Origin of the sequence: Paenibacillus sp. FSL A5-0031 (genome assembly GCF_001956295.1) — a bacterium.
In the GTDB taxonomy this organism is placed as follows: domain Bacteria; phylum Bacillota; class Bacilli; order Paenibacillales; family Paenibacillaceae; genus Pristimantibacillus.
This window is the reverse complement of sequence record NZ_MRTD01000028.1, coordinates 42,526-67,857: the sequence shown is the minus strand read 5'-3', so window position 1 is coordinate 67,857 and position 25,332 is coordinate 42,526. Positions and strand designations below refer to the sequence as shown.

Below are 25,332 nucleotides of genomic sequence, written 5' to 3'. Positions count from 1 at the left end.
CCTTCAGCGCCGATGGTACTTAGACCGCAGGGTCTTGGGAGAGTAGGACGTCGCCAAGCACGAGAGACCTATCGCATAATATGCGATAGGTTTTTTGTTGTTTTTGCATGCAGAAAATGAGCGTTAATCATATAAATGAATCCGGCTATGTATAAACAGCATGCAAGCGTACCAAGCTAATGGAAAATCAATTTTACCGAGCACTTGACCTTTTGCTGAAATTGCATATAATAAAATCAAGGTCAAAGAAAGTCAAAGTCAGTTGTCCGAATATTCGGTGTATATTCTGATTTGATCGCAAGACCTCATTAATACCTATGTTTCAACTTTAGTTTTATTGGTTATTTCTCAGGGAGGTTGGTGGTTTGCGTAACATTTCCGATCTCATCGAACAGTACTTGAAGCTTATGCTTCAAGAAAGTCCAGAGGGCGCAGTAGAAATTCAACGCAATGACCTGGCTGACAAATTTTCTTGTGTACCGTCGCAAATCAACTATGTAATTAGTACTCGATTTACCATGGAGAAAGGATACATGGTTGAAAGTAAGCGCGGCGGCGGAGGCTATATCCGAATACAACGGATTGAGCTTCCTGCATTAAAGGCGATTCAATTCCACATCGAAGAAACGGTTGGAGAATGTGTCGATCAAGGTGCAGCGGAAGGGCTTATTTATCAGCTTGAGGAAGCAAGACTTATCTCTAAGCGTGAAGGAAATCTTCTCCGTGCGGCTGTGCATCGCGATACCATTGCACTGAAGCTGCCGCTAAGGGATGAAATTCGGGCAAGGTTGTTAAGGTCCATGCTTATCTCATTGCTGGTTAAATAAAGACAAACCGTTTATACCGGGAGGAGGGATCAGGCTTGTTTTGCCAAGATTGCGGTAAAAAACCGGCTACGCTTCATTTCACAAAAATCATTAATGGCGAGAAGACCGAATTTCATATTTGTGAAAGCTGTGCTCGTGAGAAAGGCGAAGGCATTCCAGGCGCGCCAAATAGCTTTTCTATTCATAGCTTACTATCGGGACTTCTTGATTTCGAACAGCTTGGCGGGTCGACGATTACCGGCATCAAGCAGCCAGCGCTGCGCTGCGAGGAATGTGGACTGACCTATACACAGTTTAGCAAAATCGGTCGATTCGGCTGCAGCTCTTGTTATCAATCGTTCGAAGGTAAGCTTGATCCACTTCTCAAACGTATTCACAGCAGCACCGTACACAGCGGTAAAATACCTAAGCGCTCAGGCGGGCAAATCCAGTGCAAGCGCGAGATTGAACAGCTGAGGCGGGATTTGCAGGAGAAGATTGATCAAGAGGAATTTGAAAGCGCGGCAGAGCTGCGTGATCGAATACGTGAATTAGAGCGCAAAATGGCAGACCTGTAGGCTGGCATAGAAGGAGTGAAGGAACCTCTTGACTAAGCATCGATTCTCACAGCATGCGCTCAGCGAATGGATGAAGGACGCAGGTCCTGAATCTGAAATTGTCATTAGCAGCAGAGTGCGAGTAGCCCGAAATTTACGTCATCAGCCTTTTCCATTACTTGCAACAAATCAGCAATCTAAGGATGTCATGGATCAGCTGACTGAAGTTAGCCAGAGCGGCAAGCTGCAGTCTATTGGATCATTTGAGACCATTATTTTGTCAGATTTAAGCGAGCTTGATAAAAGGGTGCTTGTTGAAAAGCATTTAATTAGTCCCAATTTAGCGAACGAATCGCGATGCGGGGCCGTTATTTTAAGCGATAATGAATCTGTTAGCATAATGATTAACGAAGAAGATCATTTGCGCATTCAATGTCTGTATCCAGGTTTCCAAATCCAGGAGGCATGGGCATTGGCCAGCGGAATTGACGATATTTTTGAAGAGTCGGCTGATTATGCATTTGATGAGAAACGCGGTTATTTGACGACATGTCCAACGAATGTGGGCACAGGCATAAGGGCATCCGTCATGATGCATTTGCCGGCACTCGTTTTAACGTCTCAAATCAATCGGATATTGTCAGCTGTTACACAGGTAGGCTTGGCGGTAAGAGGCTTGTACGGCGAAGGCAGTGAAGCGCTTGGGAATTTGTTTCAGGTGTCAAACCAAATTACGCTGGGGCAATCCGAGAATGAAATTATTGAAAATCTTTATGGTGTTGCAAGACAAATCATCGAGCATGAGAAAGCGGCACGCAAGCGTCTTATGCATGAGTCGCGGCTGAGGACAGAGGATCGCGTGAAGCGCTCATACGGTATTTTAGCATATGCTTCAATTATGGATTCCAAGGAAGCTGCGCAGCGGTTGTCAGATGTGCGGCTTGGTGCAGACCTTGGCATTTTATCAGATGTAACGCCACAAGTGTTGAATGAACTTTTGGTCATGACTCAGCCTGGATTTTTGCAACAAACCTTCGACGAGAAGATGAGTCCAGAGCAGAGAGATTTCAGGAGAGCAGAACTCATACGCAAGCAATTGCGTGGTGAAAAAGGCCATGGGGGTGCGTAAATATGATGTTTGGAAGATTCACGGAGCGAGCACAGAAGGTGCTTGCATTGGCGCAAGAAGAAGCGGTTCGTCTCGGACATAACAATATTGGTACGGAGCATATTTTGCTAGGCCTTATTCGCGAAGGGGAAGGAATAGCGGCTAAAGCATTAATTGGACTAGGACTTGGGCTTGAGAAGATTCAAGACGAAGTTGAGGCGTTGATTGGTCGCGGTCAAGAGCAGCCTAACAACATTGCATATACGCCACGCGCGAAAAAAGTAATTGAGCTTTCGATGGATGAAGCAAGAAAGCTTGGACATACGTACGTTGGCACAGAGCATATTTTGCTTGGTCTCATCCGTGAAGGAGAAGGCGTTGCAGCACGTGTGCTCAACAATCTTGGCATTAGCTTAAATAAGGCTCGTCAACAAGTCCTTCAGCTTCTTGGCAGCAGTGAAGCAGTCTCAAGCAATCATGGTTCTCCAGCGAATGTTAGCACGCCTACGCTCGATGGACTTGCAAGAGATTTAACTGCTTATGCGAAGGAAGGAAATCTGGATCCTGTGATCGGCCGGAGCAAAGAAATTGAGCGTGTAATTCAAGTGCTTAGCCGCCGTACGAAGAACAATCCAGTACTAATTGGGGAACCGGGCGTCGGTAAAACAGCAATTGCCGAAGGTCTCGCGCAGAAGATTATCGAGAATGAAATTCCCGAAACTTTGCGTGATAAGCGTGTCATGACGCTGGATATGGGCTCCGTAGTAGCAGGTACAAAGTACCGTGGTGAGTTTGAAGATCGACTGAAGAAAATCATGGATGAGATCCGCCAAGCGGGCAATATTATTCTATTTATCGATGAGCTTCATACGTTGATTGGTGCAGGCGGAGCAGAGGGTGCAATCGATGCATCTAATATTTTGAAGCCTGCATTAGCACGCGGTGAACTGCAATGTATCGGTGCAACTACTCTTGATGAATACCGCAAATATATTGAAAAAGATGCTGCGCTTGAGCGTCGTTTCCAACCTATAACGGTAGATCAGCCATCTCCAGAAGAAGCGATTCAAATTTTGTACGGTTTACGCGATCGTTATGAAGCTCATCACCGTGTGAAAATTACGGATGAAGCTATCGTGCAAGCAGTTAAATTATCGGATCGTTATATTCCGGATCGGTTCTTGCCAGATAAAGCGATTGACCTTATTGATGAAGCCGGTTCAAAGGTACGCTTGCATTCTTACACAGTACCGCCAAACTTGAAGCAGCTTGAAAACCGTTTGGAAGATATCCGCAAGGAGAAGGATGCAGCGGTTCAAAGCCAAGAATTCGAGAAAGCGGCAGCGCTTCGCGATACGGAGCAAAAAATTCGCGAAGAGCTTGATATTACCAAAAACCAGTGGAAAGAAAAACAAGGCCGTACTGATTCTGAAGTGACACCAGAGGATATTGCTCAGGTTGTAGCTAGCTGGACGGGTATTCCTGTTAGCAAGCTGGCTGAAGAAGAGACGGAAAGACTTCTGAAAATGGAAGATATCCTTCATGACCGGATCATTGGTCAAGATGATGCCGTGAAGTCGGTATCCAGAGCGATTCGTCGTGCGCGTGCCGGCTTGAAAGATCCGAAGCGTCCAATTGGCTCATTCATTTTCTTAGGTCCAACGGGTGTTGGTAAAACGGAGCTCGCCAGAGCGCTTGCAGAAGCGATGTTCGGAGATGAAAATGCGGTTATCCGTATCGACATGTCGGAATATATGGAGAAGCATTCGACATCTCGTCTAGTCGGAGCGCCTCCTGGTTATGTAGGTTATGAAGAAGGCGGACAGTTGACCGAGAAAGTTCGCCGCAAGCCATATTCCGTTGTGTTGTTAGATGAAATTGAGAAAGCTCACCCTGAAGTATTTAACATATTGCTGCAGGTGCTGGAGGATGGTCGCTTGACTGATTCCAAAGGCCGCGTTGTCGATTTCCGCAACACACTGATTATTATGACTTCTAACGTTGGAGCGGATCAAATCAAGCGCAATTCCTCGCTCGGCTTCACAGCCGTACAGGATGCGGGCCGCGACTTCCAGCAAATGAAGGATAAAGTGCTTAGCGAGCTTAAGAAAAGCTTCCGTCCGGAGTTCTTGAACCGTATCGATGAAAGCATCGTGTTCCATTCGCTTGGCGAGGAGCATATTGCTCAAATCGTAACACTCATGTCGGATGAGCTTCGCAAGCGTCTGCGTGAGCAGGAAGTTGACTTCATCTTGACGGATGCAGCAAAAAGCTTCCTAGCGAAGGAAGGCTATGATCCACAATATGGAGCTCGTCCGCTTCGCCGGGCAATCCAAAAACATATCGAAGACCGTTTGTCCGAAGATTTGTTGATGGGTAAAATCCAAAAAGGCGATACGTTCACAATCGATGAAAAGGATGGCGGTCTAACCGTTACCAAATCGATTTCCGAACAGGAGCCAGAAGAATCCACGACAAAATAAGCATGATATTAAACTGTCCCGCAATCAGAAAAGCTGTTTGCGGGACAGTTTTTATTATTACAATAAATTGACAATGATAATCATTATCGTATAATAAGACTATAGCGTTACATAGAATGGAGGAACAACGATGATAGTTGTCACCAATACGATAAAAGTAAAAAAAGGCCACGGGGAGACGGTGGCGAGTAGATTTCAAAACTCCAAAGGCATAGATTTATCGCCTGGTTTCGTTCGCATGGAAGTGTTGTTAACGGAAGGCCTAGAAGAATATGATGAGCTTAAAGTAAGCACAACTTGGGAAACCAAAGCTTCATTTGAGGGCTGGGTGAACAGCGATTCTTTTCGGCAAGCGCACGCTCATAGAGGCGGGGGGCAACAGGGCGAGGCAGGCCAGCAAACAGAAAGCGTGATGCTCGGCTCACAATTGACAACGCATCGCGTGTTAGTTGCTCGGCAAGCTGGAATTGAGCTTAAGCAGCATTAATGCTATTTATTTATCATTTGGAGCTCCAATAAATATGCTGCGTTGTGACTAATATTTCGCTCTCTTATCCACTGTGGATAACGAGGGCGTTTTTTATGTTGCATTTAGAAAAAGGCTTTGGGGATATGTTGATGAGTTGTGGATAATGTTGATAACTTGTTCGTAATTCTGTGGATAACAATGAAAAGACGTGAAATGGATAAGCTTAGCTGTGGGAAACGAATAATAAGTAGGTTATCTCCTTTTTTTCATTAACAATGTGGGTTTATACATGGAGGATAAAATGGTAAACTTTATGTAGTGTGATTTTAAGCACAATCGCTAGGGCTGGCATCATTCATTTACGCTGGTTCATAACGTTTAAGGAGTACAGAATGGCCAAAATAAAATCAAAATTTGTTTGTACGGAATGTGGTACGGAATCGCCAAAATGGCTGGGGAAATGTCCCGGTTGCCACGCTTGGAATTCGATGGTGGAAGAGAAAGAAACCGTTGTGAAAACGAAGGGCGTCGGATTGTCGTCGTTTCATGCGAAAGAAAAGCCGCAGTCCATCATACATATAGAAAGTGGGCAAGAGCCTCGTATAGAAACAAGGATGCTTGAGCTTAATCGAGTGCTCGGCGGAGGTGTTGTTCCAGGCTCGCTAATTCTTGTCGGCGGTGATCCCGGAATCGGAAAATCAACGCTGTTGCTGCAAACGTCTCATGCGCTTGCGGTGAAGGGGTTGAAGGTTCTCTATATTTCTGGGGAGGAGTCCGTGCGGCAAACGAGATTAAGGGCAGATCGACTTGGTGCGCTGACGGAATCGCTTTACGTACTATGCGAAACCAATATGGAGCAAATTAACGATGCCATAGAATCAGTCCAGCCGGATTTTCTAGTTATTGACTCCATTCAAACCGTCTACGATCCAAATGTTCAATCGGCTCCCGGGAGTGTATCGCAGGTACGTGAATGCACGGCCCACTTTATGCGTGTGGCCAAAATTAAAGGAATTGCGACGGTGCTCGTCGGCCATGTTACGAAGGAAGGCGCGATTGCGGGGCCAAGGCTTCTAGAGCATATGGTGGATTGTGTTCTTTATTTTGAAGGGGAGCGCCATCATACGTACAGAATTTTAAGGGCAGTCAAAAACCGCTTTGGCTCGACGAACGAGATTGGAATTTTTGAAATGGGCGAAGATGGACTGCGAGAGGTTTCGAATCCTTCTGAGCTGTTTTTATCCGAGCGTCCGCTTGGTGTATCAGGGTCAACCGTAGTTGCAAGCATGGAAGGCACAAGGCCTGTGCTTGTTGAGCTTCAGGCGCTCGTGGCCACAACTAATTTTCCATCCCCGCGCAGAATGTCAACGGGTATCGACCATAACCGAATGGCGCTCATTATTGCGGTGTTGGAGAAACGGAACGGCATGTTTCTACAAACACAGGATGCTTACTTGAACGTAGCTGGCGGAGTTAAGCTTGATGAGCCGGCAGTCGATCTAGCTGCTGCGGTCAGTATAGCTTCCAGTTTTCGCGATGCGCCAACGAAGCCGTATGACGTTATATTTGGTGAGGTAGGATTGACGGGAGAAGTGCGTGCGGTATCGCGTGCTGAGCAAAGGGTGAAGGAAGCAGAGAAACTAGGTTTTAAACGTGTCATTATGCCAGAGAAAAGTTTAAAAGGGTGGAAACCACCCGCAGGCATAGAAATTATTGGCGTATCTACAGTGTCGGAAGCACTTAAGGCAGCGCTTGGATAGGGGGGCAGATGATGAAGGAACCTACACAGCTTGAAATTATGAATCAATTATTGCAATTAGTCGCACCAGGCACCCCTTTTCGGGATGGGCTTGAAAATGTGCTTCGGGCGAAAACGGGGGCGTTGCTGGTTGTTGGCTACAGCCCGGAAGTAATGGAAGTCGTAGACGGAGGTTTTTCCATTAATTGCGACTTCTCGCCTAACTATTTGTATGAGCTTGCAAAAATGGACGGAGCTATTATTTTGAGCGAGGATATGCGCCGAATTTTGTATGCGAATACGCAGCTTATACCAAATAGCTCCATTCCGTCGATCGAAACGGGAATTCGGCACCGTACAGCTGAGCGGGTTGCAAAGCAGACAGGCAAGCTTGTTGTATCCATCTCGCAGCGTCGTAATATTATTACTTTGTATCAAGGCAATCTGCGCTATTCGCTGAAGGACATGGGTGTTATTTTGACGAAGGCCAACCAAGCGATTCAAACGCTCGAGAAATATAAAGCGGTGCTTAGCCAATCCTTTACGAATCTTTCAGCGCTTGAATTCGAAGAGCTCGTTACTCTGCAGGAAGTAGCACATGTTATTCAACGTGTTGAAATGGTGCTGCGCATCAAGATGGAGATCAAGCGTTATGTAAATGAGCTTGGAACGGAAGGCCGGCTCATCAGCATGCAAATGGATGAGCTCGTTGGCGGAGTTGAAGAGGATGCTTGGTACTTACTTAAGGATTATGCCAAAGAAAATTCGGATGAGAAAATACGGGAAATTCGTGCAGGCCTGAAGAAGCTGAGCTCGGATGAGCTGCTTGATGCGCCGCCAATCATCCGTTTGATCGGTTATCCACATACGAGCAACATGAACGATGAATCCGTGTCACCGCGCGGTTATCGACTGCTGAATAAAATTCCAAGATTGCCGCTTATTATTATGAACAATCTGATTGAAAACTTCGGTCGATTGCCTCATATTCTGATGGCGACAATTGAAGAATTGGATGAGGTTGAAGGTATTGGCGAGGTGCGGGCACGTGCGATTAAGGAAGGTCTAAAGCGGATACAAGAGCAGATGTTCATTGACAGGCAAATTTAAATCCCATACAATGGATTGAATGTGGTCCTGTAACGTGGAGATACATTCGTTAAGGGTTTTGGGGCATAGTAGAGAAGAGGTGGAAAAGATGATCACAAAATCGATACCGAGCCTTCTCACGGTGGGGAACTTATTCCTAGGAGTAATCGCCATCATTCTTGTATTCAATGAAAAACCAGATACTGCGGCTATGATGGTGTTAATCGCCATGCTGCTTGATGGTGTTGACGGACGCGTTGCTCGGGCGCTGAACGTTCAAAGTGAATTCGGTAAGGAGCTGGACTCATTATCCGATGTGATTTCGTTTGGCGTAGCTCCAGCATTTATTATGTATGTAGTTGCTTTTCAAGATCTTAATCCAGCCTTGGCTTGGATCGTAACGGCATTGTTCCCGATTTGCGGGGCACTGCGGCTTGCTCGTTTCAATGTAATATCAAGTGCGCCAGGTTATTTTATCGGTCTTCCGATACCGGCGGCTGGCGGAGTGTTAGCGACATTAGCTTTATTTCAAAATGACATTTATGTATCCGTGTTGCTTGCAAGCACAGTAGTGCTTTCCATTCTTATGGTTAGTACGATTAAATATCCGAATTTCAAAAAGGTCGGTATTCCTAAGAGCGCAGTATGGGTTGTCCCTATTGTTATTGTTGTATCTGTCGTATTAGGTCTATTGTTCAAAAATGACTTATCCAAAATTTTGTTTGTACCGCTGCTTCTATATGCGCTGTACGGCCTAAAAAAAAACGTTGATCGCCGTTTGCCCAAGCGAAACCGCAAGCGGAAGAAACGTGATGAAAACGCAGAAGACCCTGTTCAAACGGAAAAGCCGGCTTGATCAAAGCAAAAATATTGAACGTAAAATAGCGTTTCAAGCACAGAATTTTGTGCTTGGGCGCTATTTTTTTTCGTTCTTATAGTCCCTTTTAGCAATCTGTTATGGGATAATTTTGAAACTAATCATCTTCCAAATTCGTATTTAATAGGCGGTCAAAAACGAATTCGAATGGAGAAGATGCTGGTTTGAAACGACTATTTAGTATTAGAAAGCCTTCTTTATGGACTAAAACGATTGTTGCTGCTGCTTTATCAGTCAGCCTGCTGGCTCCAGCCGTCTATGCGGCTCCCGTGGAACCGAGTGCTGCGCCTGCTCCAAAAGCGTTAAATGCTGAAAATGCGACAACATTTTTAAACGATTTTTTTGCAACGGAACAAATCAAATCGCAATATGTAGGAGCTTCTGTCGTTATTGTGAAGGATGGGAAAACGGTAGCGCAGCGAGGATATGGCTTTGCAGACCTGGAAACAAAAAAGCCGATTGACCCTGCTTCGAGTGTGTTTCGCATCGCGTCAGTGTCCAAGACCTTTACGGCAGCCGCGGTTATGCAGCTTGTAGAACAGGGGAAGATCTCTCTTCAAGACGATTTCACCAAGTATGTGAAGGATTTGAAGTTCGACAACCCGTTCGGCAAGCCGGTTACGATTGAGCATTTACTTACGCATACGACGGGTTTTGAAATACGTGATCCGCAGCCAGAGGATATACATAGCGACTTCGAGAAAGTAGTTGAAATTGAAGACTATGTTCGGGGGCATATGCCTTCTGTTGTTCGGGAGCCAGGCAGCGCCTACATGTACGATAACTTTGCGTCGATGCTGCTTGGATTAATCGTACAAAAAGCCAGCGGTTTACCTTTTAACGATTACATGGAACAGAATATATTCAAGCCGCTGAAAATGGATTCAAGCCGTTTTTTACTTGATAAAAAACTTAAAGAAAATCTAGTTTCGGAATACGACGCTGCAAACGGCAAACATGAATTATACGCAGTTACTCCTACTGTAATGCCGCAAGGGGGAATGTTCTCTACTGCTGAGGACATAAGCAAGTTTATGATTGCTTTCCTGAATGGGGGTTCATCAGAATCCGGCAGCATTCTTAAGCAAGCAACGGTCGATCAGATGGAAACGTATCGCTCTTCGATTCATTCATTGCTGCCGAACACTACGTATGGATTTGAGGCACCGATTCAGCTTCCTGGGGCGGGAAGCAGTTCTTCCGTGATAGCCAAGTTTGGAGATATTGTGGGTACAAGCTCGCTTATGTTCCTCATTCCGGAACAAAAGACGGGAGTATTTATTACTTACAACAAAATAGGCCCTCTCCGTGATTTCTTCTATCAGGCGTTTATTCATTCGTTTTTCCCGGCGTATGCTGAACCTGCCAAGTTCGACGCATTCACGCCGAGTACGAGTGATTCATTAAATAAATTCACGGGCATTTATACTGACCTACGTCTTGCACAACTAAATACATCAATAGAAGCAGACGGCAAAGGCAGCTTGATGATTTCAGATGCTTTCCTTGGACCGCGTGTACTTAAACAAGTAGATAAAAATCTGTTTGTAGATAGCCTTACGGGTAAATTCACGGCATTTGCGATAGGATCAGGCGATGAAGTGCTTTACTTTAAGGAGCCGTATCTGAATCCGCTCGGCTATGGGATGAAACATAAAGCGCCAACCTTATTTGCTGATATTGCGAAAGACCATCCTTATGAGAAGGCAATTTATACGCTGAAAACATTAGGGCACTACTCCGATATTGAGGATGAGAAATTTAATGCTGAGCAATCAGTCACTCGGGGACAATTTGTTAAGCATCTTATGGAGATTAGCGGATTAAAAGGAAGCAGTACGGAAGAACTCGTATTTACGGATTTGGAAGGCCATTCGGCCGCTACTTTTGTTCAGCAAGCGTATGAGCTGGGCCTGGTCAAAGGTACAACAACGAATCTGTTTGAGCCGGATCGCAACATTACTCGCCAAGAAGCGGCTGTTATGATGTGGCGCGTCTTCTCACAGCAGTATCCAGCAGAGTTGTTTGAGTCGGTTAAGCTCTCCGGTGAGACTGATAAATGGGCGCTGCCAGCTGTAAAGATGATCGTTAAGCTCGGCATTTATGGACCAGAAGTTCAAGAGCCAGAGAAAGGTGTTTTCAATTACGCTTCTAAAAAAGTTCTGAACCGCCAAGAGGAAGCTGCTATTTTATATTCTCTTCTTACACGTCCGTTAGATGTTATTGTTTCTGGATTCATGCAACAGAAGTAGCACTATTAGCGCGAAAAAAGAGGCCTCCCAATATGGGAGGCCTCTTGTGTTACTCGTTGCTCGGGAGGAAGAGATAGCTATAGTCTCTTTCCTGCGCGATTCATACGTTGCATATTTACGTTAAGTTAAACAGGCCTAAAGTTGAGCATTTGTCGTATTCATCCGCAATAACTTCATCCAGTTGAATGTCCAGCAAATTACATAAAGCAGTCATATAAAACAAGTTGCGGCCAAGATCGGCCTTGAGCGCATCGCGGCAATGCTCGCATACGGCTCCAGTGAGATGACTTTGCAGCGTCGTTTTCGCATTTTCAAGATTTAGTTCGTCCGAGTATTGTTGTTTGCGGGCATTTAGTTCAATACATCCACAGTCTGTGACTGCTTTCGTGACTGCACGATTTACCGAAGCGCCTGACTGTCCAAATTTGGACATAACATCTAGCAAGCTGCGGTGCCGAAGCAACAATTCGGATACTTGCTGCTGAAATTGATCCAGTGTAGGAGCGCTCATCGGTTCCACCTCTTTCACCAACCTCTTATGTTTTCTTCCTAATATCCATTATAAGCCTCCTACCCCCCTTTTACAAAATGTGAATTATTAAAAATTATAAATGTTTTCAATTAATCCGTGCCCCCACGGTTAGCGATCCAATTATTGGAACATAATTATAGTGGAGGTGAACCATAATGGTTAGACGAATAATTCAAATATTGGGTATGTTGTTCGGTGGTATGGCAGGCGGTGAAGTATACGGATGGATAAATGGAGCGGCCGTATGGTCTGGCTCATCCTTCGGAATGCTACAGCGATCCGGCACTTATTACATGAATGTAGCAATTGGCGCGGTTTTTGGTGTAGTTGTGGCAACGATGGTTGCAGGGCAAGTCATTCGCTATATGCAGAAGGGTGCGGAGCAAACCGCAGCGCTTCCTATGCAGCAGCTGATTGCTGGAGCTGGCGGTCTTCTAGCAGGTTTATTGCTTACTGTTCTGATCTATCCCGCAGTATCGGGTCTAGATGGTATAGGAAGTCTCCTTCCTGCTGCTATGATGTTATGCTTCGGTTATTTGGGCATGCGAATTGGTCTGCATAAGCAGGAGGAGCTGGCAGAAGGTTTTGCAGCTCTGCTGGAGAAACGGAGAGTCGCGCCTGTAGATGAGGCGGGTGGTTACGAGGAGCATAAGATACTCGATACCAGCGTTATTATTGACGGCCGTATTGCAGACATCTGTAAAACTGGATTTATTGAAGGCACATTAGTCATTCCTGAGTTTGTGCTTGAGGAGCTGCAGCATATTGCTGATTCATCTGATTTATTGAAGCGCAATAGGGGACGCCGCGGACTTGATATTTTGAACAAGATTCAGAAAGAGCTGGACGTAAAGGTTCTTATTTATGAAGGGGATTTTGAAGAAATTGGAGAAGTAGACAGCAAGCTGGTCAAGCTGGCAAAGGCGCTTCATGGTAAAGTTGTTACCAACGACTTCAACTTAAACAAAGTATGTGAGCTTCAAGGCGTGTCGGTGCTCAATATTAATGATTTGGCTAATGCTGTGAAGCCGGTTGTTCTACCTGGAGAAGAAATCATCGTACAAGTGATAAAAGACGGCAAAGAGCATGGACAAGGTGTCGCATATTTGGATGATGGCACGATGATCGTCGTTGAGGGCGGACGTGAATATATCGGAACAACGATGGAAGTGCTTGTAACGAGCGTGCTTCAAACCTCTGCGGGCCGAATGATATTTGCAAAGCCGAAGCTGTTGGAAAAAGCGCAGTAACAAGGTATGATAGTACTATTGTTATAGCGCAAACGGCTAACGTCGACAAAAGACGGCACAAGCTCGTTTCGCAGAGAAATGTAAGTTTATTTATAAAAAGCTAGGTTTATAAATACTTATGTTTTAACTCAGTGTGAGGCGGGTCGAGGCATGGGAGCAGATTGGGGAGTTATCATCGTAGCAGCCGGACGAGGCACGCGGATGGGAACGAAAGAAAGCAAGCAGTATTTGAAGCTGGCGGACAAGCCTATTCTTGTGCATACGCTAGAGCTGTTTCAATCGATGGATTTGGTAAAAGAAGTGGTTCTGGTCGTAGGCAGCGAGGACGTGGAGCGTTGCCGCAATTGGGCTTCCCTATATGGCATAACGAAGGTAACCGCTATTGTTGCCGGGGGGAAAGAACGACAGAACTCGGTATACTTAGGTCTGCAGGAGCTGAAGAGCGACTGGGTGATGGTGCATGACGGTGTACGTCCGCTGGTATCGGCGAATGCCGTCCGTGCTTGCTGTTCGCAGGCTGAGCAGAGCGGTGCATCTGTGCTGGCTGTTCCAGTAAAGGATACGATTAAACAAGTCAATGAAGCGGGAGTTATCGTTTCTACTCCGGACCGCCGAAGCTTGTGGGCGATACAAACGCCGCAAGCTTTTCGACGTGTTCTACTGCAGGAGGCGCATGAGCGAGCACTTGCAGAAGAGTTCATTGGAACAGATGACGCAATGGTTGTAGAGCGCATGGGCGCTAGCGTTACTGTTGCAGAAGGCGAATATACGAATATTAAAATTACGACGCCTGAAGATTTGCCGTGGGCGGAATTTTTGTTTGCGAAGCGTCATGCCGATAGGGCAGAGGGGAAAGGTGAGCAAGGATGATTCGAGTTGGAAATGGATTTGATGTGCATCAATTGGTAGAAGGCCGTCCATGCATTATTGGGGGAGTAACGATTCCATATGAGAAGGGACTTCTAGGTCATTCTGATGCGGATGTTCTGTTGCATGCCATAACGGATGCAATACTGGGCGCGCTTGGACTTGGCGATATCGGTAAACATTTTCCGGATACAGATGCCGCGTTTAAAGATGCAGACAGCTTAAAGCTGCTGGAGGAAGTATGGAAGTTTGTGCGTGAGCGCGGATATAAGCTTGGCAACATTGATTCCACGATTATTGCTCAAAAGCCCAAAATGCTGCCATATATTCCGCAAATGGCTGAAATTATAGCGAAGGCGCTTGAGGCTGATGTAACACAGGTGAATGTAAAAGCAACGACAACCGAGCAGCTTGGATTCACAGGACGCGGTGAAGGAATTGCAGCGCAATCCGTTGTCTGTCTGATCAAGGATGTGCTATGATCGGGAGTATTCATTAATCAGCATATGCTTGCGAGACTAGATTTTGCTTCGCAAAACGTTACCTGTATATGCTTACGAAGTTAGTTTATGCTTCGCAAAACTTTATCTGTATATGCTTACGAAGCCAGTTTATGCTTCGCAAAACTTTTAGGAGGTTATTTATATGACTGCAGAAGTTCGTGTACGTTATGCCCCATCCCCAACGGGTCATTTACATATTGGTAATGCAAGAACGGCCTTATTCAATTATTTGTTCGCAAGAAACCAGGGCGGTAAATTTATTATTCGGATAGAAGATACGGATGTAAAGCGCAATGTTGAGGGCGGAGAAGAGAGCCAGCTTAAGTATTTGAAATGGCTGGGCATGGATTGGGATGAGAGTATCGACATTGGCGGCGGGTACGGACCTTACCGTCAGACTGAGCGTCTTGATATATACAACAAGTACTGGCAGGAATTGCTTGATCGTGGTCTTGCTTATCGCTGCTACTGCTCGGAAGAGGAGCTTGAGAAGGAGCGGGAAGAGCAAACGGAGCGCGGCGAAACGCCTCGTTATTCCGGACGCCATCGCAATCTGACGGAAGAACAGCGCCAAGCTTTCGAAGCGGAAGGACGTGTTCCGAGTATTCGTTTCCGTGTACCGGAAAATCGGACCTATGCTTTTGATGATATCGTAAAAGGCTCAATCAGCTTTGATACAACAGAGATGGGCGATTTCGTCATCGTGAAGAAGGACGGTATCCCGACTTATAACTTCGCTGTAGTACTGGACGATTATTTGATGAAAATCAGTCACGTATTGCGTGGAGAAGACCATATCTCGAATACGCCGCGCCAGTTGATGATTTATGAAGCTTTTGGCTGGGAAGCTCCAAAATTCGGCCATATGACGCTAATCGTCAATGAGCAGCGCAAAAAACTAAGTAAACGAGATGAATCCATCATTCAGTTTATTTCGCAGTATGACGATCTCGGTTATTTGCCGGAAGCGATGTTTAACTTTATTACATTGCTTGGATGGTCGCCAGAGGGTGAACAGGAAATGTTTACTCGCGAAGAATTGGTTAATGTGTTTAATCCTGAGCGTCTAAGCAAAAGCCCTGCCGTATTCGATACGCAGAAGCTTAGCTGGATGAACAATGAATATTTGAAAAAAGCGGACTTGAACCGTGTTGTTGATCTTTGCCTGCCACACCTGCAAAATGCGGGTCGAGTCGCTGCTGAACTTGATGCAGAAGGCAGAGCCTGGGTGACTGCATTAGTAGCGCTTCATCAGGACAAACTGCGTTCCGCCTCAGAAATCGTTCCAATGACAGAGCTATTTTTCCGTGATACGGTAGAGGATGAAAGCGAAGCGGTAGAGGTTCTTGCCGAAGAGCAAGTGCCAACTGTATTGCAGGCCTTCCTATCAAAAATCGAAGCGGGAGAAACAGCCTTTGAAGTGGATGGCATCAAAGAGATGATCAAAGCTGTACAGAAGGAAACTGGATTTAAAGGCAAGCAGCTGTTCATGCCGATTCGTGCAGCCCTTACTGGACAAACGCATGGTCCTGATTTGAATCAATCGCTAGCTTTGCTAGGCAAAGATAAGGTTGCTGATCGTCTGCGCGCGCGTTTGGCAGGATCTTTAGCTTAATTCTTGTAAATATGAGTATGCATAATGCCCTTGTCACATTTTTGGGTATTCGGTATACTATGACTAATAAATGAATGAATCAAACGGCCATGAACAGGAGAAGTACGTTTGCTTGTGGATTCGCAGAGAGGACAACCGTCATTCGAGTCGGAGTCGCATCACCATGTGACTATGAGGAAACGTAATGGGGCTGCAAGTTGTCTGGTCCGCCAAACGGAAATATGCACCTGGGAGCTTTGTTCCGAGCTGTGTCAGCAGGTAATGCGCAATGATGAGGATGGCGGCGACGCTTAATCGGCAATATTGGCATATATTTGTCTGGACAGGGTAGGCAGCAACGTATCGTCTGCGTTAAAGACCTTAAGGTGAATAAACTTCAGCGAGGACAGCTGTCGATTTATTCAAGCAGAGTGGAACCGCGAGATCACACGCCTCTGCAGCATATTATGCTGCAGAGGCTTTTCTTTTATTAGAAATTTATGAGCGTAGGAAAAAGGAGCATTGTTTATGTTTCGTCATTTTCGATCGGACATACTAGCTGTTTTTGAGAATGATCCGGCTGCTCGCAGTCGCTTCGAGGTTATTTTCACCTATTCAGGTGTGCACGCAATTTGGGCGCATCGCATTGCCCATCCCTTGTACCGTAGAGGTTGGTATACTACAGCGCGCTTGATCTCCCAGGTTAGCCGCTTTATGACCGGAATCGAAATTCATCCAGGTGCTCGTATCGGCGAGCGATTGTTTATCGATCATGGCATGGGTGTCGTCATTGGTGAAACCTGTGAGATCGGCGATGATGTCGTTATTTATCAGGGAGTAACTCTTGGCGGAACGGGTAAAGAAAAAGGGAAGCGTCACCCGACAATTGGCAATAATGTAGTTATTGGCTCAGGAGCGAAGGTGCTCGGCTCATTTCAAGTGGGCGAATTTTCTAACATAGGATCAAACGCGGTTGTACTCAGAGAGGTTCCTGCCAATTGTACGGTAGTTGGAAACCCGGGACGCGTGGTCAAAAGAAACGGCGAACGTGTAGGCGATCGACTTGATCATACGAAGCTGCCCGATCCAGTCATCGAAATGTTCCGTACAATGCAGAAGGAAATAGACGAATTAAAATCCGAGCTCGATAAGCTTCGGAATCCTGTAGCTGGAGGAGAAATACGAAAATGACAGTATCCATTTATAATACAGTATCGCGGCTAAAAGAGCCTTTTGTATCGCAAGAGCCAGGTAAGGTGAAAATGTACGTTTGCGGACCAACCGTTTATGACTACATTCATATTGGAAACGCTCGTCCGGTTATTTTCTTTGACGTTGTTCGTCGTTATTTGGAGGACGTAGGTAATGAAGTTCAATATGTGGTTAACTTTACAGATGTCGATGATAAGCTGATTCGTAAAGCAGAACAGCTTGGTACGACAGTCCCTGAAGTAGCGGAGACGTTTATTGCGGCATTTTATGCAGATATCGAATCGCTGGGTGTCCATAAGGCGACACTTAATCCAAGGGTTACGGAGCATATTCCGCAAATCGTTGCGTTTATTCAAGGTTTGATAGATAAAGGCTATGCTTATATGAGTGACGGAGACGTTTATTATCGTACGTCTGCATTCGCGGATTACGGCAAGCTCTCCCATCAGAATATTGAAGAGCTTCAATTCGGTATTCGAGTAGAAATTGGCGACCGCAAAGAGAATCAACAGGATTTTGTATTATGGAAAGGCGCTAAGCCGGGCGAAATCAAATGGGAAAGTCCTTTCGGCGACGGACGCCCAGGCTGGCATATCGAATGCTCGGCTATGGCTCGCGCATACCTTGGGGATACTCTTGATATCCATGGCGGCGGTCATGATTTGCAGTTTCCGCATCATGAATGCGAGGTTGCGCAATCTGAGGCGCTGACAGGCAAACCGCTGGCGAACTATTGGATGCATAACGGCTATATTCATATAAATAATGAGAAAATGTCCAAATCGCTTGGCAATGGCATTTCGGTGCATGAGCTGGTGAAGCGGGTTAAACCTCATGCGATTCGTTATTTTATGCTCTCTACACACTACCGCAGTCCACTCAACTTCAGTGATGACACGGTTGCGCAAGCTGAGAACAGCGTCGAGCGGATTGCAAACAGTGCAGCGAATCTAAAGCATAGGCTTTCATCGTTTGAAGGCAAGCTAAATGAGGCGGCAGGCAGTGGCAACGGACTTGTCCCTTCTGGCGACGAAGCGCTGGATGCAAGATTAAAAGTGATTCATGAACAATTCCATGCCAAAATGAGCGATGATTTCAACACCCCTGACGCGATTACAACGGTGTTTGATTTGGTAGCTGAGGCTAATCAATATTTGAATCGTGCAGACGCATCTGCTGAAGCGATTTATGCATTGCTTACATTGTTTGAGCGTATGGATGCTGTACTTGGCTTGCTGCCGCAGCAACAAGCGGACGCTGAACTGCTGGATGCGGATATCGAACAGCTTATAGTGGAGCGGACCGAAGCTCGCCAGTCCAAAAACTGGTCTAGAGCGGATGAAATTCGTGATTTGCTCATAGAGAAAAACATCGTCCTTGAGGATACACCGCAAGGTATCCGCTGGCGGCGTAAATGAGCGAGCATATCGATACGAACCGCTTGCTCTTTTACCCGCCGTCCAAATCACCGCAGCTAATGAACCCGGTCGTTCTCGCTTATATGGGCGATGCTGTGTTTGAGCTTCTTGTAAGACAATATTTTATTTCACTCCCAAATCAGAAATCGCATCACCTTCACCGTGAGGCAACAAAATTTGTTTCTGCCAAAGGACAAAAGAAAACGTTGGATCTCTGGCAGCCGCATTTAACCGAGGAGGAGGCGGACATCGTCCGCCGAGGCCGCAATTCAAAATCGGGAGCGCCTCCCAAAAACGCTGATTTAGCTGATTATCGTCTAGCAACAGCGTTGGAGAGCTTGGTTGGATTTCTTTATTATGAAGGCCGAATCGAAAGAATACATGAACTATTTGCCATTGCAATAAAGAAGCATGAGAATTAACAAGGCTCATGAGGCTATTTTGTAAATGAAAAAATAAAGGAGGGTTACCGATGACAGAAGAAACGATTCAAGATCAAGATGAAATGATAGCCGGTAAACATCCTGTGCTCGAAGCACTGCGTTCCGGACGAGAAATTAATAAAATATGGATCGCTGACGGTGCACAAAAAACGTTGACGCAGCCCATTGTAGCGGAAGCCAAGAAATCCGGTATCATCGTACAGTTTGTCGACAAGCGGAAACTCGACAGCTTAGCTCCTGGAGTTACACATCAGGGAGTTGTCGCTCAGGCAGCGGCCTTCGCTTATGTGGATGTTGAGGACATTCTGGAACGAGCAAAACAACGGGACGAGGTTCCATTTATTTTGCTACTGGATGAAATCGAAGATCCTCATAATTTGGGCTCAATATTGCGGACAGCGGAATGCACGGGCGTGCATGGTGTTATCATTCCAAAACGTCGTGCAGCAGGGTTGACGGCTACGGTGCTTAAAACATCTGCAGGTGCTGCTGAGCATGTACCGGTTGCACGCGTTACTAATTTGGCGCAAACGATCGATAGGCTGAAGGAAGCGGGCGTATGGGTAGCGGGAACGGATGTAAGTGCAAAGCAGGATGTTTATAAAATGAAATTCGACATGCCGCTGGTTGTCGTTATAGGCAACGAGAGTAAAGGTATGGGAAGGCTTATTAAGGAGAAATGTGATTTTCTCGTTAAACTTCCTATGCTCGGTCAGTTGAACTCGCTAAATGCTTCCGTTGCAGCTGGTGTTCTTATGTATGAGGTCGTTCGGCAGCGCCGGAGCATTTAGGTTATGAACCGGCGCGACGATATTTTATTAGTCGACGGTTATAACATAATTGGCGCTTGGCCGGTACTCGAGAAGCTGAAGGAACATGATCTGGAAGAAGCGCGGGATAAATTGCTCGATTTAATGGCGGATTATCAAGGTTTTACAGGAATGAAAGTGTATGTTGTGTTCGATGCGCATCAGGTGCCTGGCTTAGGCGCTACTTACAGGCACCACAGGCTGACTATCGTTTACACAAAAGAGAAGGAAACAGCTGATGAATGCATCGAGCGTTTATGCTCGGAGCTGGTCCTCAGACGTCGAAATATATATGTAGCCACTTCGGATTTGGTCGAGCAGCATGTGGCATTCGGTAAAGGTGCGCTTCGTGTATCGGCACGGGAATTGCTTATTGATATAGGCCAGAATCGCAAAAATATCGAGCAGACACTCCGTGAGGAACAGCCGGGAAAACGGAATTCAGTAGACGGCAGAATTAGTTTAGAGGTTCGAAGCCAGCTGGAGAAACTTCGGCGCGGAGAGAAATAAAAGATTGGAAAAGCGATAATCTTCAAATAGATATAGAATGATTGACTCGGATCGTTCCACTAAGTTACAAAATTCCCAGTATATCTGTGGTTGTCGGGGCTCAGATTGGTTGACGGTGTAAGGTTACATAATGTATACTGACTCTATTATTAGCGATAAGAACGTGTTGATTTTGTTCAGTATACATTCTTATCTTTCGACGTGAAACGCTGTTGAGCTCAGACTTTGAGTGCAATCAGATAGGTTTGCGTGAATAAGAATCTAGCGGTGTACGCCTTGCAGGCCGGAGGGATAGTTCGTGAGTATCGACCTCAAAGAATGGAGTACGCTCGAGTATGACAGCAGTACGGACGAGGATATCGTCGAAGCGGTCCGCAATGGTGATAGCATAGCGTTGGAATATTTGATAAACAAGTATAAGAATTTTGTGAGAGCCAAAGCGCGCTCGTATTTTCTTATAGGTGCGGATCGTGAAGATATCGTGCAGGAGGGTATGATTGGTCTTTATAAGGCAATTCGAGATTTTAAAGGGGACAAGCTAGCAAGCTTCAAAGCCTTTGCTGAATTGTGTATAACCAGACAAATTATTACCGCCATCAAAACAGCCACGCGTCAGAAACACATTCCGCTAAATTCCTACGTTTCGCTAGATAAGCCCATTTATGATGAAGATTCGGATCGCACACTGCTGGATGTCATTTGTGGTACGCGAGTATCTGATCCAGAAGAATTAATTATTAATCAAGAAGAATTCATTGGCCTTGAAGATAAGATGTCCGAAATATTAAGCGACCTTGAACGCAAGGTGCTTATGCTTTATTTGGATGGAAGGTCCTATCAGGAAATTGCTGTTGATTTGGATAGACATGTGAAATCTATCGACAACGCTCTTCAAAGGGTGAAACGCAAGCTCGAACGTTACTTGGAAGTCAGAGACATTAGCGGCTAGCCGCATTTATACGTAAATCATTTTTACGAGGACTGTCTTCCATCTGGCGGTGTCTAGGTGGAATATACGGTCCTTTTAGTTTTAAATGGACAAAAGTAGACTATACTGGTAGATACGAGACCGATGGCGCTTTTGTTTCCAATCATTCACAGGCTTAACACTTATCTTTTACATTGACATCAAAATTGCTGTATGATAAAGTGTTTAGGTAGGCCTAAAATCGAGGTTTTATTTCGTTTTGGCGTTGGAATCAATGAACTTTCATATAGAGCTTCATGATTCGTATTTTGTAGCAGTTCGGGAGGTGTAATTCAATGCGGGTAATTATCACGTTGGCATGCACAAACTGCAAACAGAGAAACTATGCGAGCAGCAAGAACAAACGCAATCACCCCGACCGCATCGAGTTGAAGAAGTTTTGCAAGTTCTGTAACGAGCAGACTCCTCATCGCGAGACGAGATAGTCAATTGGAGGTGTGAACGTGGCATTTTTGGCTAAACTAAAGCAAAGCTTTGGTACAACGTTTAGTTTTTTTGCCGACAGCTGGGCGGAACTTAAGAAGGTTCGCTGGCCAAGCCGTAAAGAGTTGACAAGCTATTCGATCGTGGTTTTGCTCACGATTACGCTTGTGACTATTTACTTCTGGCTTCTTGACATCGGGATCTCGTCTCTGGTTGAACTCATTGTTTAAGAAGGGTCCAAAGGTGGATTTGTGATGGAAAAAAGATGGTACGTCGTGCATACCTACTCAGGTTATGAGAACAAGGTGAAAGCCAATTTGGAACGCCGTGTTGAATCAATGGGCATGGAAGATAAGATTTTCCGTGTGCTTGTTCCTATGGAAGAAGAAGTGGTAGAGAAGGATGGTAAGAAGAAGACTGTCCAACGTAAGGTCTACCCCGGCTATGTTCTTGTGGAAATGGTTCAAACCGACGATTCATGGTACGTTGTTCGAAATACACCAGGTGTAACTGGATTCGTAGGATCAACAGGTTCCGGTTCAAAACCGATTCCTCTATTGCCAGATGAGGTTGAGCAAATACTCAAACACATGGGCATGGAAGAACCAAAACCGAAAATCGAGTTCGATTTGAAAGAAACGGTTCGCGTCAAAGTGGGTCCTTTCGCAGATTTTGTTGGTACAGTAGAAGAAATTTTGCTGGACAAAGCGAAGTTGAAGGTTCATGTAAACATGTTTGGCAGGGAGACCCCGCTAGAGCTGGATTACACTCAAGTGGAAAAGATATAATATCTGGTTTCCGAACCCACTGGGTTAAACTAGTGGAGGTTTGGACGCGAAATAGCAATGCCCCCTTGCGGAGGCGGATGCTATTTACGCATGGAATAAAGGGTTAGGAGGTGTGTCAGGCATGGCAAAAAAGGTCATCAAGATGGTCAAATTGCAAGTTCCTGCAGGTAAAGCAAACCCAGCGCCGCCGATCGGTCCAGCACTTGGTCAAGCAGGCGTTAACATCATGGCGTTTTGTAAAGAGTTTAATGCTCGTACCGCAGATCAAGCAGGCTTGATTATTCCGGTTGTTATTACAGTATTTGAAGACCGTTCTTTCACTTTCGAAACAAAAACGCCGCCGGCAGCAGTATTGCTTCGCGTCGCAGCTGGTATCGAAAAAGGTTCAGGCGAACCGAACAAGAAAAAGGTCGCTACTGTAAAACGTGACAAAGTTCGCGAAATCGCTGAGCAAAAAATGCCGGATCTTAACGCAGCGTCTGTAGAATCAGCAATGCGTATGGTTGAAGGTACTGCTCGCAGCATGGGCGTAACTATTGTTGACTAATACCGCGAGGTAGCTTGCTTTGCGTTAGCTTCGGCTTTCGCGAGTGGGAGGATCATCCCTAGGAGGATTTTCCGCTACAACCACATGAGGAGGAAATTACAATGGCTAAACAAGGTAAAAAATATGTAGAAGCTGCTAAGCTATTTGATAGTGAAGCAACTTACGAGCCTCTAGAAGCGATTGAGCTTGTTAAGAAGGCTGCAACAGCTAAATTCGACGAGTCCGTTGAAGTAGCAGTTCGTTTGGGTGTAGACCCACGTAAACAAGACCAAGCTGTTCGTGGCGTAGTTGTACTACCACACGGCACTGGTAAAACTAAACGCGTTCTCGTTTTCGCAAAAGGCGAAAAAGTGAAAGAAGCGGAAGCTGCGGGCGCTGATTTTGTCGGCGATGCAGACATGATCAACAAAATCCAACAAGGCTGGTTCGAATTCGACGTTTGCGTAGCAACGCCGGACATGATGGCTGAAGTTGGTAAACTTGGACGTATCCTTGGTGGTAAAGGCTTGATGCCGAACCCTAAAGCTGGTACAGTAACGTTTGACGTTGCTAAAGCCGTTCAAGAAATCAAAGCCGGTAAGATTGAATACCGTCTTGATAAAGCAGGTCAAATCCATGCGCCAATCGGTAAAGTATCTTTCGATGCTGAGAAACTCAACGAGAACCTCAAATCATTGATCGATGCACTTAATCGTGCTAAACCGGCTGCGTCAAAAGGTGTTTACCTGAAAAACATTGCCGTTTCTTCAACAATGGGCCCTGGCGCTCGTGTTTCTACAGCGGCTTACCGCTAAGAAGAACGGAACTAAATTCGAATACGCATACCGTAGACAGTAGGTGCCTTAAGGCTTAATTTCCTACCGAGGTGTTATGATAAAACGTTTGTAAGCAACATTCGATCCTTTAGGGTTGATGCGCGATAACGACATCATGGCCTTCGCAGTGTCTGCGAAGGCCTTTCTCATGCATCGAGGCGTGGAAAGCCCGTCGTAATTAACGGAATGTATACTATTACGGGAGGTGTACAGTTTGGCTAACGCAAATATCATCCAAGAGAAACAAGAGGCAGTTGCCGTAATCGCGGCAAAAATTGCTAATAGCTCTAGCACAGTAGTAGCTGACTATCGTGGATTGAACGTTGCTCAAGTAACTGAACTTCGGAAACAACTTCGTGAAGCAGGAATTGAATTCCAAGTTCTTAAAAACTCGCTCGTTCGTCGCGCAACTGAAGGTACGGATTATGTAGAATTGAACAACATTCTTACAGGTCCTACAGCAATTGCATTCGGTAAAGAAGACGCTGTTGCTCCAGCTAAAATTTTGAACGATTTCGCTAAGAAAAACGATGCTTTGAAACTTAAAGGCGGCGTTGTTGAAGGTAAAGTCGTATCTCAAGAAGAAATTAAAGCTCTTGCGGAACTTCCGTCCCGCGACGGTTTGCTCTCTATGCTCCTCAGCGTATTGCAAGCTCCAGTGCGCAACTTCGCGCTTGCAGTTAAAGCAGTCGGCGAGAAACAAGAAGCACAAGCTTAATTTTTTTCAAGAGTCCCTTATAGTAATGAACCGACGCAAGTCGGCTGTAGGATAAACCAAAAAAATAAACCATATTCCCGGAGGTATAATCATGTCTAAAGAACAAATCTTAGAAGCGATTAAAGTTATGAACGTTCTTGAACTGAACGATCTTGTTAAAGCAATTGAAGAAGAATTCGGCGTAACTGCAGCAGCTCCAGTAGCAGCAGCAGGTGCTGGCGCAGCTGTAGAAGCTGAGCAAACTGAATTTGACGTTATCCTTAACGGCGCTGGCGCTTCAAAAATCAACGTAATCAAAGTTGTTCGCGAAATCACAGGTCTTGGCCTGAAAGAAGCGAAAGACTTGGTTGATAGCGCTCCTAAAGCAGTTAAAGAGAAAGTTGCTAAAGAAGAAGCAGAAGCTGTTGCAGCTAAGCTTACTGAAGCTGGCGCTTCCGTAGAAGTTAAGTAGTATTTCTTTCAATAAAATAAGCTGATCATGCGATTGAATGATGAATCGGCCGGCGAGCCCCTTGAAACGTCAGGTTTCAAGGGGT

At 45.6% G+C, this 25,332-nt stretch carries 27 protein-coding genes and 1 other annotated feature; of the genes, 26 read left to right on the top strand and 1 reads right to left on the bottom strand.

What is annotated here, in order from left to right:
• Positions 1-365 precede the first annotated feature (365 nt).
• From BK120_RS31665 to BK120_RS31625, 9 genes are all read left to right on the top strand, one after another.
• Entirely contained in the window at positions 366-827 is a 462-nt protein-coding gene (locus BK120_RS31665) for a CtsR family transcriptional regulator (RefSeq protein ID WP_054025359.1), read from the top strand.
• A gap of 35 nt (positions 828-862) precedes the next feature.
• Positions 863-1,384 (top strand): protein-arginine kinase activator protein McsA, encoded by a 522-nt coding sequence (gene mcsA, locus BK120_RS31660; RefSeq protein WP_076271458.1) that lies wholly within the window; start codon positions 863-865, stop codon positions 1,382-1,384.
• 28 nt (positions 1,385-1,412) lie between these two features.
• A complete protein-coding gene (mcsB, locus tag BK120_RS31655; protein WP_076271457.1) occupies positions 1,413-2,492 on the top strand; it encodes a protein-arginine kinase McsB in 1,080 nt (359 codons plus the stop codon).
• 2 nt (positions 2,493-2,494) lie between these two features.
• Entirely contained in the window at positions 2,495-4,954 is a 2,460-nt protein-coding gene (gene clpC / locus BK120_RS31650) for an ATP-dependent protease ATP-binding subunit ClpC (protein ID WP_076271456.1), read from the top strand.
• A 130-nt stretch (positions 4,955-5,084) separates the two neighbouring features.
• Entirely contained in the window at positions 5,085-5,441 is a 357-nt protein-coding gene (locus BK120_RS31645; RefSeq protein WP_076271455.1) for an antibiotic biosynthesis monooxygenase, read from the top strand.
• Positions 5,442-5,815: 374 nt separating this feature from the next.
• Entirely contained in the window at positions 5,816-7,183 is a 1,368-nt protein-coding gene (gene radA, locus BK120_RS31640; protein ID WP_076271454.1) for a DNA repair protein RadA, read from the top strand.
• 11 nt (positions 7,184-7,194) lie between these two features.
• Positions 7,195-8,271 (top strand): DNA integrity scanning diadenylate cyclase DisA, encoded by a 1,077-nt coding sequence (gene disA, locus BK120_RS31635; RefSeq protein ID WP_076271453.1) that lies wholly within the window; start codon positions 7,195-7,197, stop codon positions 8,269-8,271.
• Between the two features lie 88 nt (positions 8,272-8,359).
• Entirely contained in the window at positions 8,360-9,106 is a 747-nt protein-coding gene (pssA, locus tag BK120_RS31630; RefSeq protein ID WP_076271452.1) for a CDP-diacylglycerol--serine O-phosphatidyltransferase, read from the top strand.
• A 185-nt stretch (positions 9,107-9,291) separates the two neighbouring features.
• Complete coding sequence (locus BK120_RS31625) at positions 9,292-11,379, top strand: serine hydrolase domain-containing protein (protein ID WP_076271451.1); 2,088 nt, start codon at positions 9,292-9,294, stop codon at positions 11,377-11,379.
• 115 nt (positions 11,380-11,494) lie between these two features.
• Here the strand turns inward: BK120_RS31625 and BK120_RS31620 are convergent, their stop codons facing one another.
• Positions 11,495-11,890 (bottom strand): nucleoside triphosphate pyrophosphohydrolase family protein, encoded by a 396-nt coding sequence (locus tag BK120_RS31620; protein ID WP_054025352.1) that lies wholly within the window; start codon positions 11,888-11,890, stop codon positions 11,495-11,497.
• Between the two features lie 176 nt (positions 11,891-12,066).
• Between BK120_RS31620 and BK120_RS31615 the strand changes: the two genes are divergently transcribed.
• From BK120_RS31615 to rplL, 17 genes are all read left to right on the top strand, one after another.
• A complete protein-coding gene (locus tag BK120_RS31615) occupies positions 12,067-13,161 on the top strand; it encodes a PIN/TRAM domain-containing protein (RefSeq protein WP_076271450.1) in 1,095 nt (364 codons plus the stop codon).
• A 150-nt stretch (positions 13,162-13,311) separates the two neighbouring features.
• A complete protein-coding gene (ispD, locus tag BK120_RS31610; protein ID WP_076271449.1) occupies positions 13,312-14,031 on the top strand; it encodes a 2-C-methyl-D-erythritol 4-phosphate cytidylyltransferase in 720 nt (239 codons plus the stop codon).
• Positions 14,028-14,510, top strand: coding sequence for a 2-C-methyl-D-erythritol 2,4-cyclodiphosphate synthase (ispF, locus tag BK120_RS31605; protein ID WP_076271448.1), 483 nt, complete (start codon positions 14,028-14,030; stop codon positions 14,508-14,510). Before ispD ends, ispF begins: the two co-directional genes overlap by 4 nt.
• A 163-nt stretch (positions 14,511-14,673) precedes the next feature.
• Positions 14,674-16,146 carry a glutamate--tRNA ligase gene (gene gltX / locus BK120_RS31600; RefSeq protein ID WP_076271447.1) on the top strand — a complete coding sequence of 491 codons (1,473 nt, stop codon included), beginning with the start codon at positions 14,674-14,676 and terminating at the stop codon, positions 16,144-16,146.
• 507 nt (positions 16,147-16,653) lie between these two features.
• Entirely contained in the window at positions 16,654-17,316 is a 663-nt protein-coding gene (gene cysE / locus BK120_RS31590) for a serine O-acetyltransferase (protein WP_076271445.1), read from the top strand.
• On the top strand, positions 17,313-18,755 hold the full coding sequence (gene cysS / locus BK120_RS31585) for a cysteine--tRNA ligase (RefSeq protein ID WP_076271444.1): 1,443 nt from the start codon (positions 17,313-17,315) through the stop codon (positions 18,753-18,755). Before cysE ends, cysS begins: the two co-directional genes overlap by 4 nt.
• Positions 18,752-19,177 (top strand): Mini-ribonuclease 3, encoded by a 426-nt coding sequence (locus tag BK120_RS31580; protein ID WP_076271443.1) that lies wholly within the window; start codon positions 18,752-18,754, stop codon positions 19,175-19,177. The genes cysS and BK120_RS31580 overlap by 4 nt, the downstream gene beginning before the upstream one ends.
• 50 nt (positions 19,178-19,227) lie before the next feature.
• Positions 19,228-19,989, top strand: a complete 762-nt coding sequence (gene rlmB, locus BK120_RS31575) for a 23S rRNA (guanosine(2251)-2'-O)-methyltransferase RlmB (RefSeq protein ID WP_076271442.1) — start codon at positions 19,228-19,230, stop codon at positions 19,987-19,989.
• A 3-nt stretch (positions 19,990-19,992) separates the two neighbouring features.
• A complete protein-coding gene (locus tag BK120_RS31570) occupies positions 19,993-20,517 on the top strand; it encodes an NYN domain-containing protein (protein ID WP_076271441.1) in 525 nt (174 codons plus the stop codon).
• A gap of 298 nt (positions 20,518-20,815) precedes the next feature.
• On the top strand, positions 20,816-21,466 hold the full coding sequence (sigH, locus tag BK120_RS31565; RefSeq protein WP_053373882.1) for an RNA polymerase sporulation sigma factor SigH: 651 nt from the start codon (positions 20,816-20,818) through the stop codon (positions 21,464-21,466).
• A 314-nt stretch (positions 21,467-21,780) separates the two neighbouring features.
• Positions 21,781-21,930, top strand: a complete 150-nt coding sequence (rpmG, locus tag BK120_RS31560; RefSeq protein ID WP_015847242.1) for a 50S ribosomal protein L33 — start codon at positions 21,781-21,783, stop codon at positions 21,928-21,930.
• An 18-nt stretch (positions 21,931-21,948) separates the two neighbouring features.
• Positions 21,949-22,158 carry a preprotein translocase subunit SecE gene (gene secE / locus BK120_RS31555; RefSeq protein WP_053373883.1) on the top strand — a complete coding sequence of 70 codons (210 nt, stop codon included), beginning with the start codon at positions 21,949-21,951 and terminating at the stop codon, positions 22,156-22,158.
• Between the two features lie 24 nt (positions 22,159-22,182).
• Positions 22,183-22,716 carry a transcription termination/antitermination protein NusG gene (nusG, locus tag BK120_RS31550; RefSeq protein WP_054025341.1) on the top strand — a complete coding sequence of 178 codons (534 nt, stop codon included), beginning with the start codon at positions 22,183-22,185 and terminating at the stop codon, positions 22,714-22,716.
• Positions 22,717-22,837: 121 nt separating this feature from the next.
• Positions 22,838-23,263, top strand: a complete 426-nt coding sequence (gene rplK / locus BK120_RS31545) for a 50S ribosomal protein L11 (protein ID WP_054025340.1) — start codon at positions 22,838-22,840, stop codon at positions 23,261-23,263.
• 101 nt (positions 23,264-23,364) lie between these two features.
• Positions 23,365-24,057, top strand: a complete 693-nt coding sequence (gene rplA, locus BK120_RS31540; protein ID WP_076271440.1) for a 50S ribosomal protein L1 — start codon at positions 23,365-23,367, stop codon at positions 24,055-24,057.
• Positions 24,058-24,069: 12 nt separating this feature from the next.
• Positions 24,070-24,235, top strand: a sequence feature (ribosomal protein L10 leader region).
• Positions 24,236-24,292: 57 nt separating this feature from the next.
• On the top strand, positions 24,293-24,796 hold the full coding sequence (gene rplJ, locus BK120_RS31535; RefSeq protein ID WP_054025338.1) for a 50S ribosomal protein L10: 504 nt from the start codon (positions 24,293-24,295) through the stop codon (positions 24,794-24,796).
• A 91-nt stretch (positions 24,797-24,887) separates the two neighbouring features.
• Complete coding sequence (gene rplL / locus BK120_RS31530) at positions 24,888-25,247, top strand: 50S ribosomal protein L7/L12 (RefSeq protein ID WP_076271439.1); 360 nt, start codon at positions 24,888-24,890, stop codon at positions 25,245-25,247.
• Positions 25,248-25,332 lie beyond the last annotated feature (85 nt).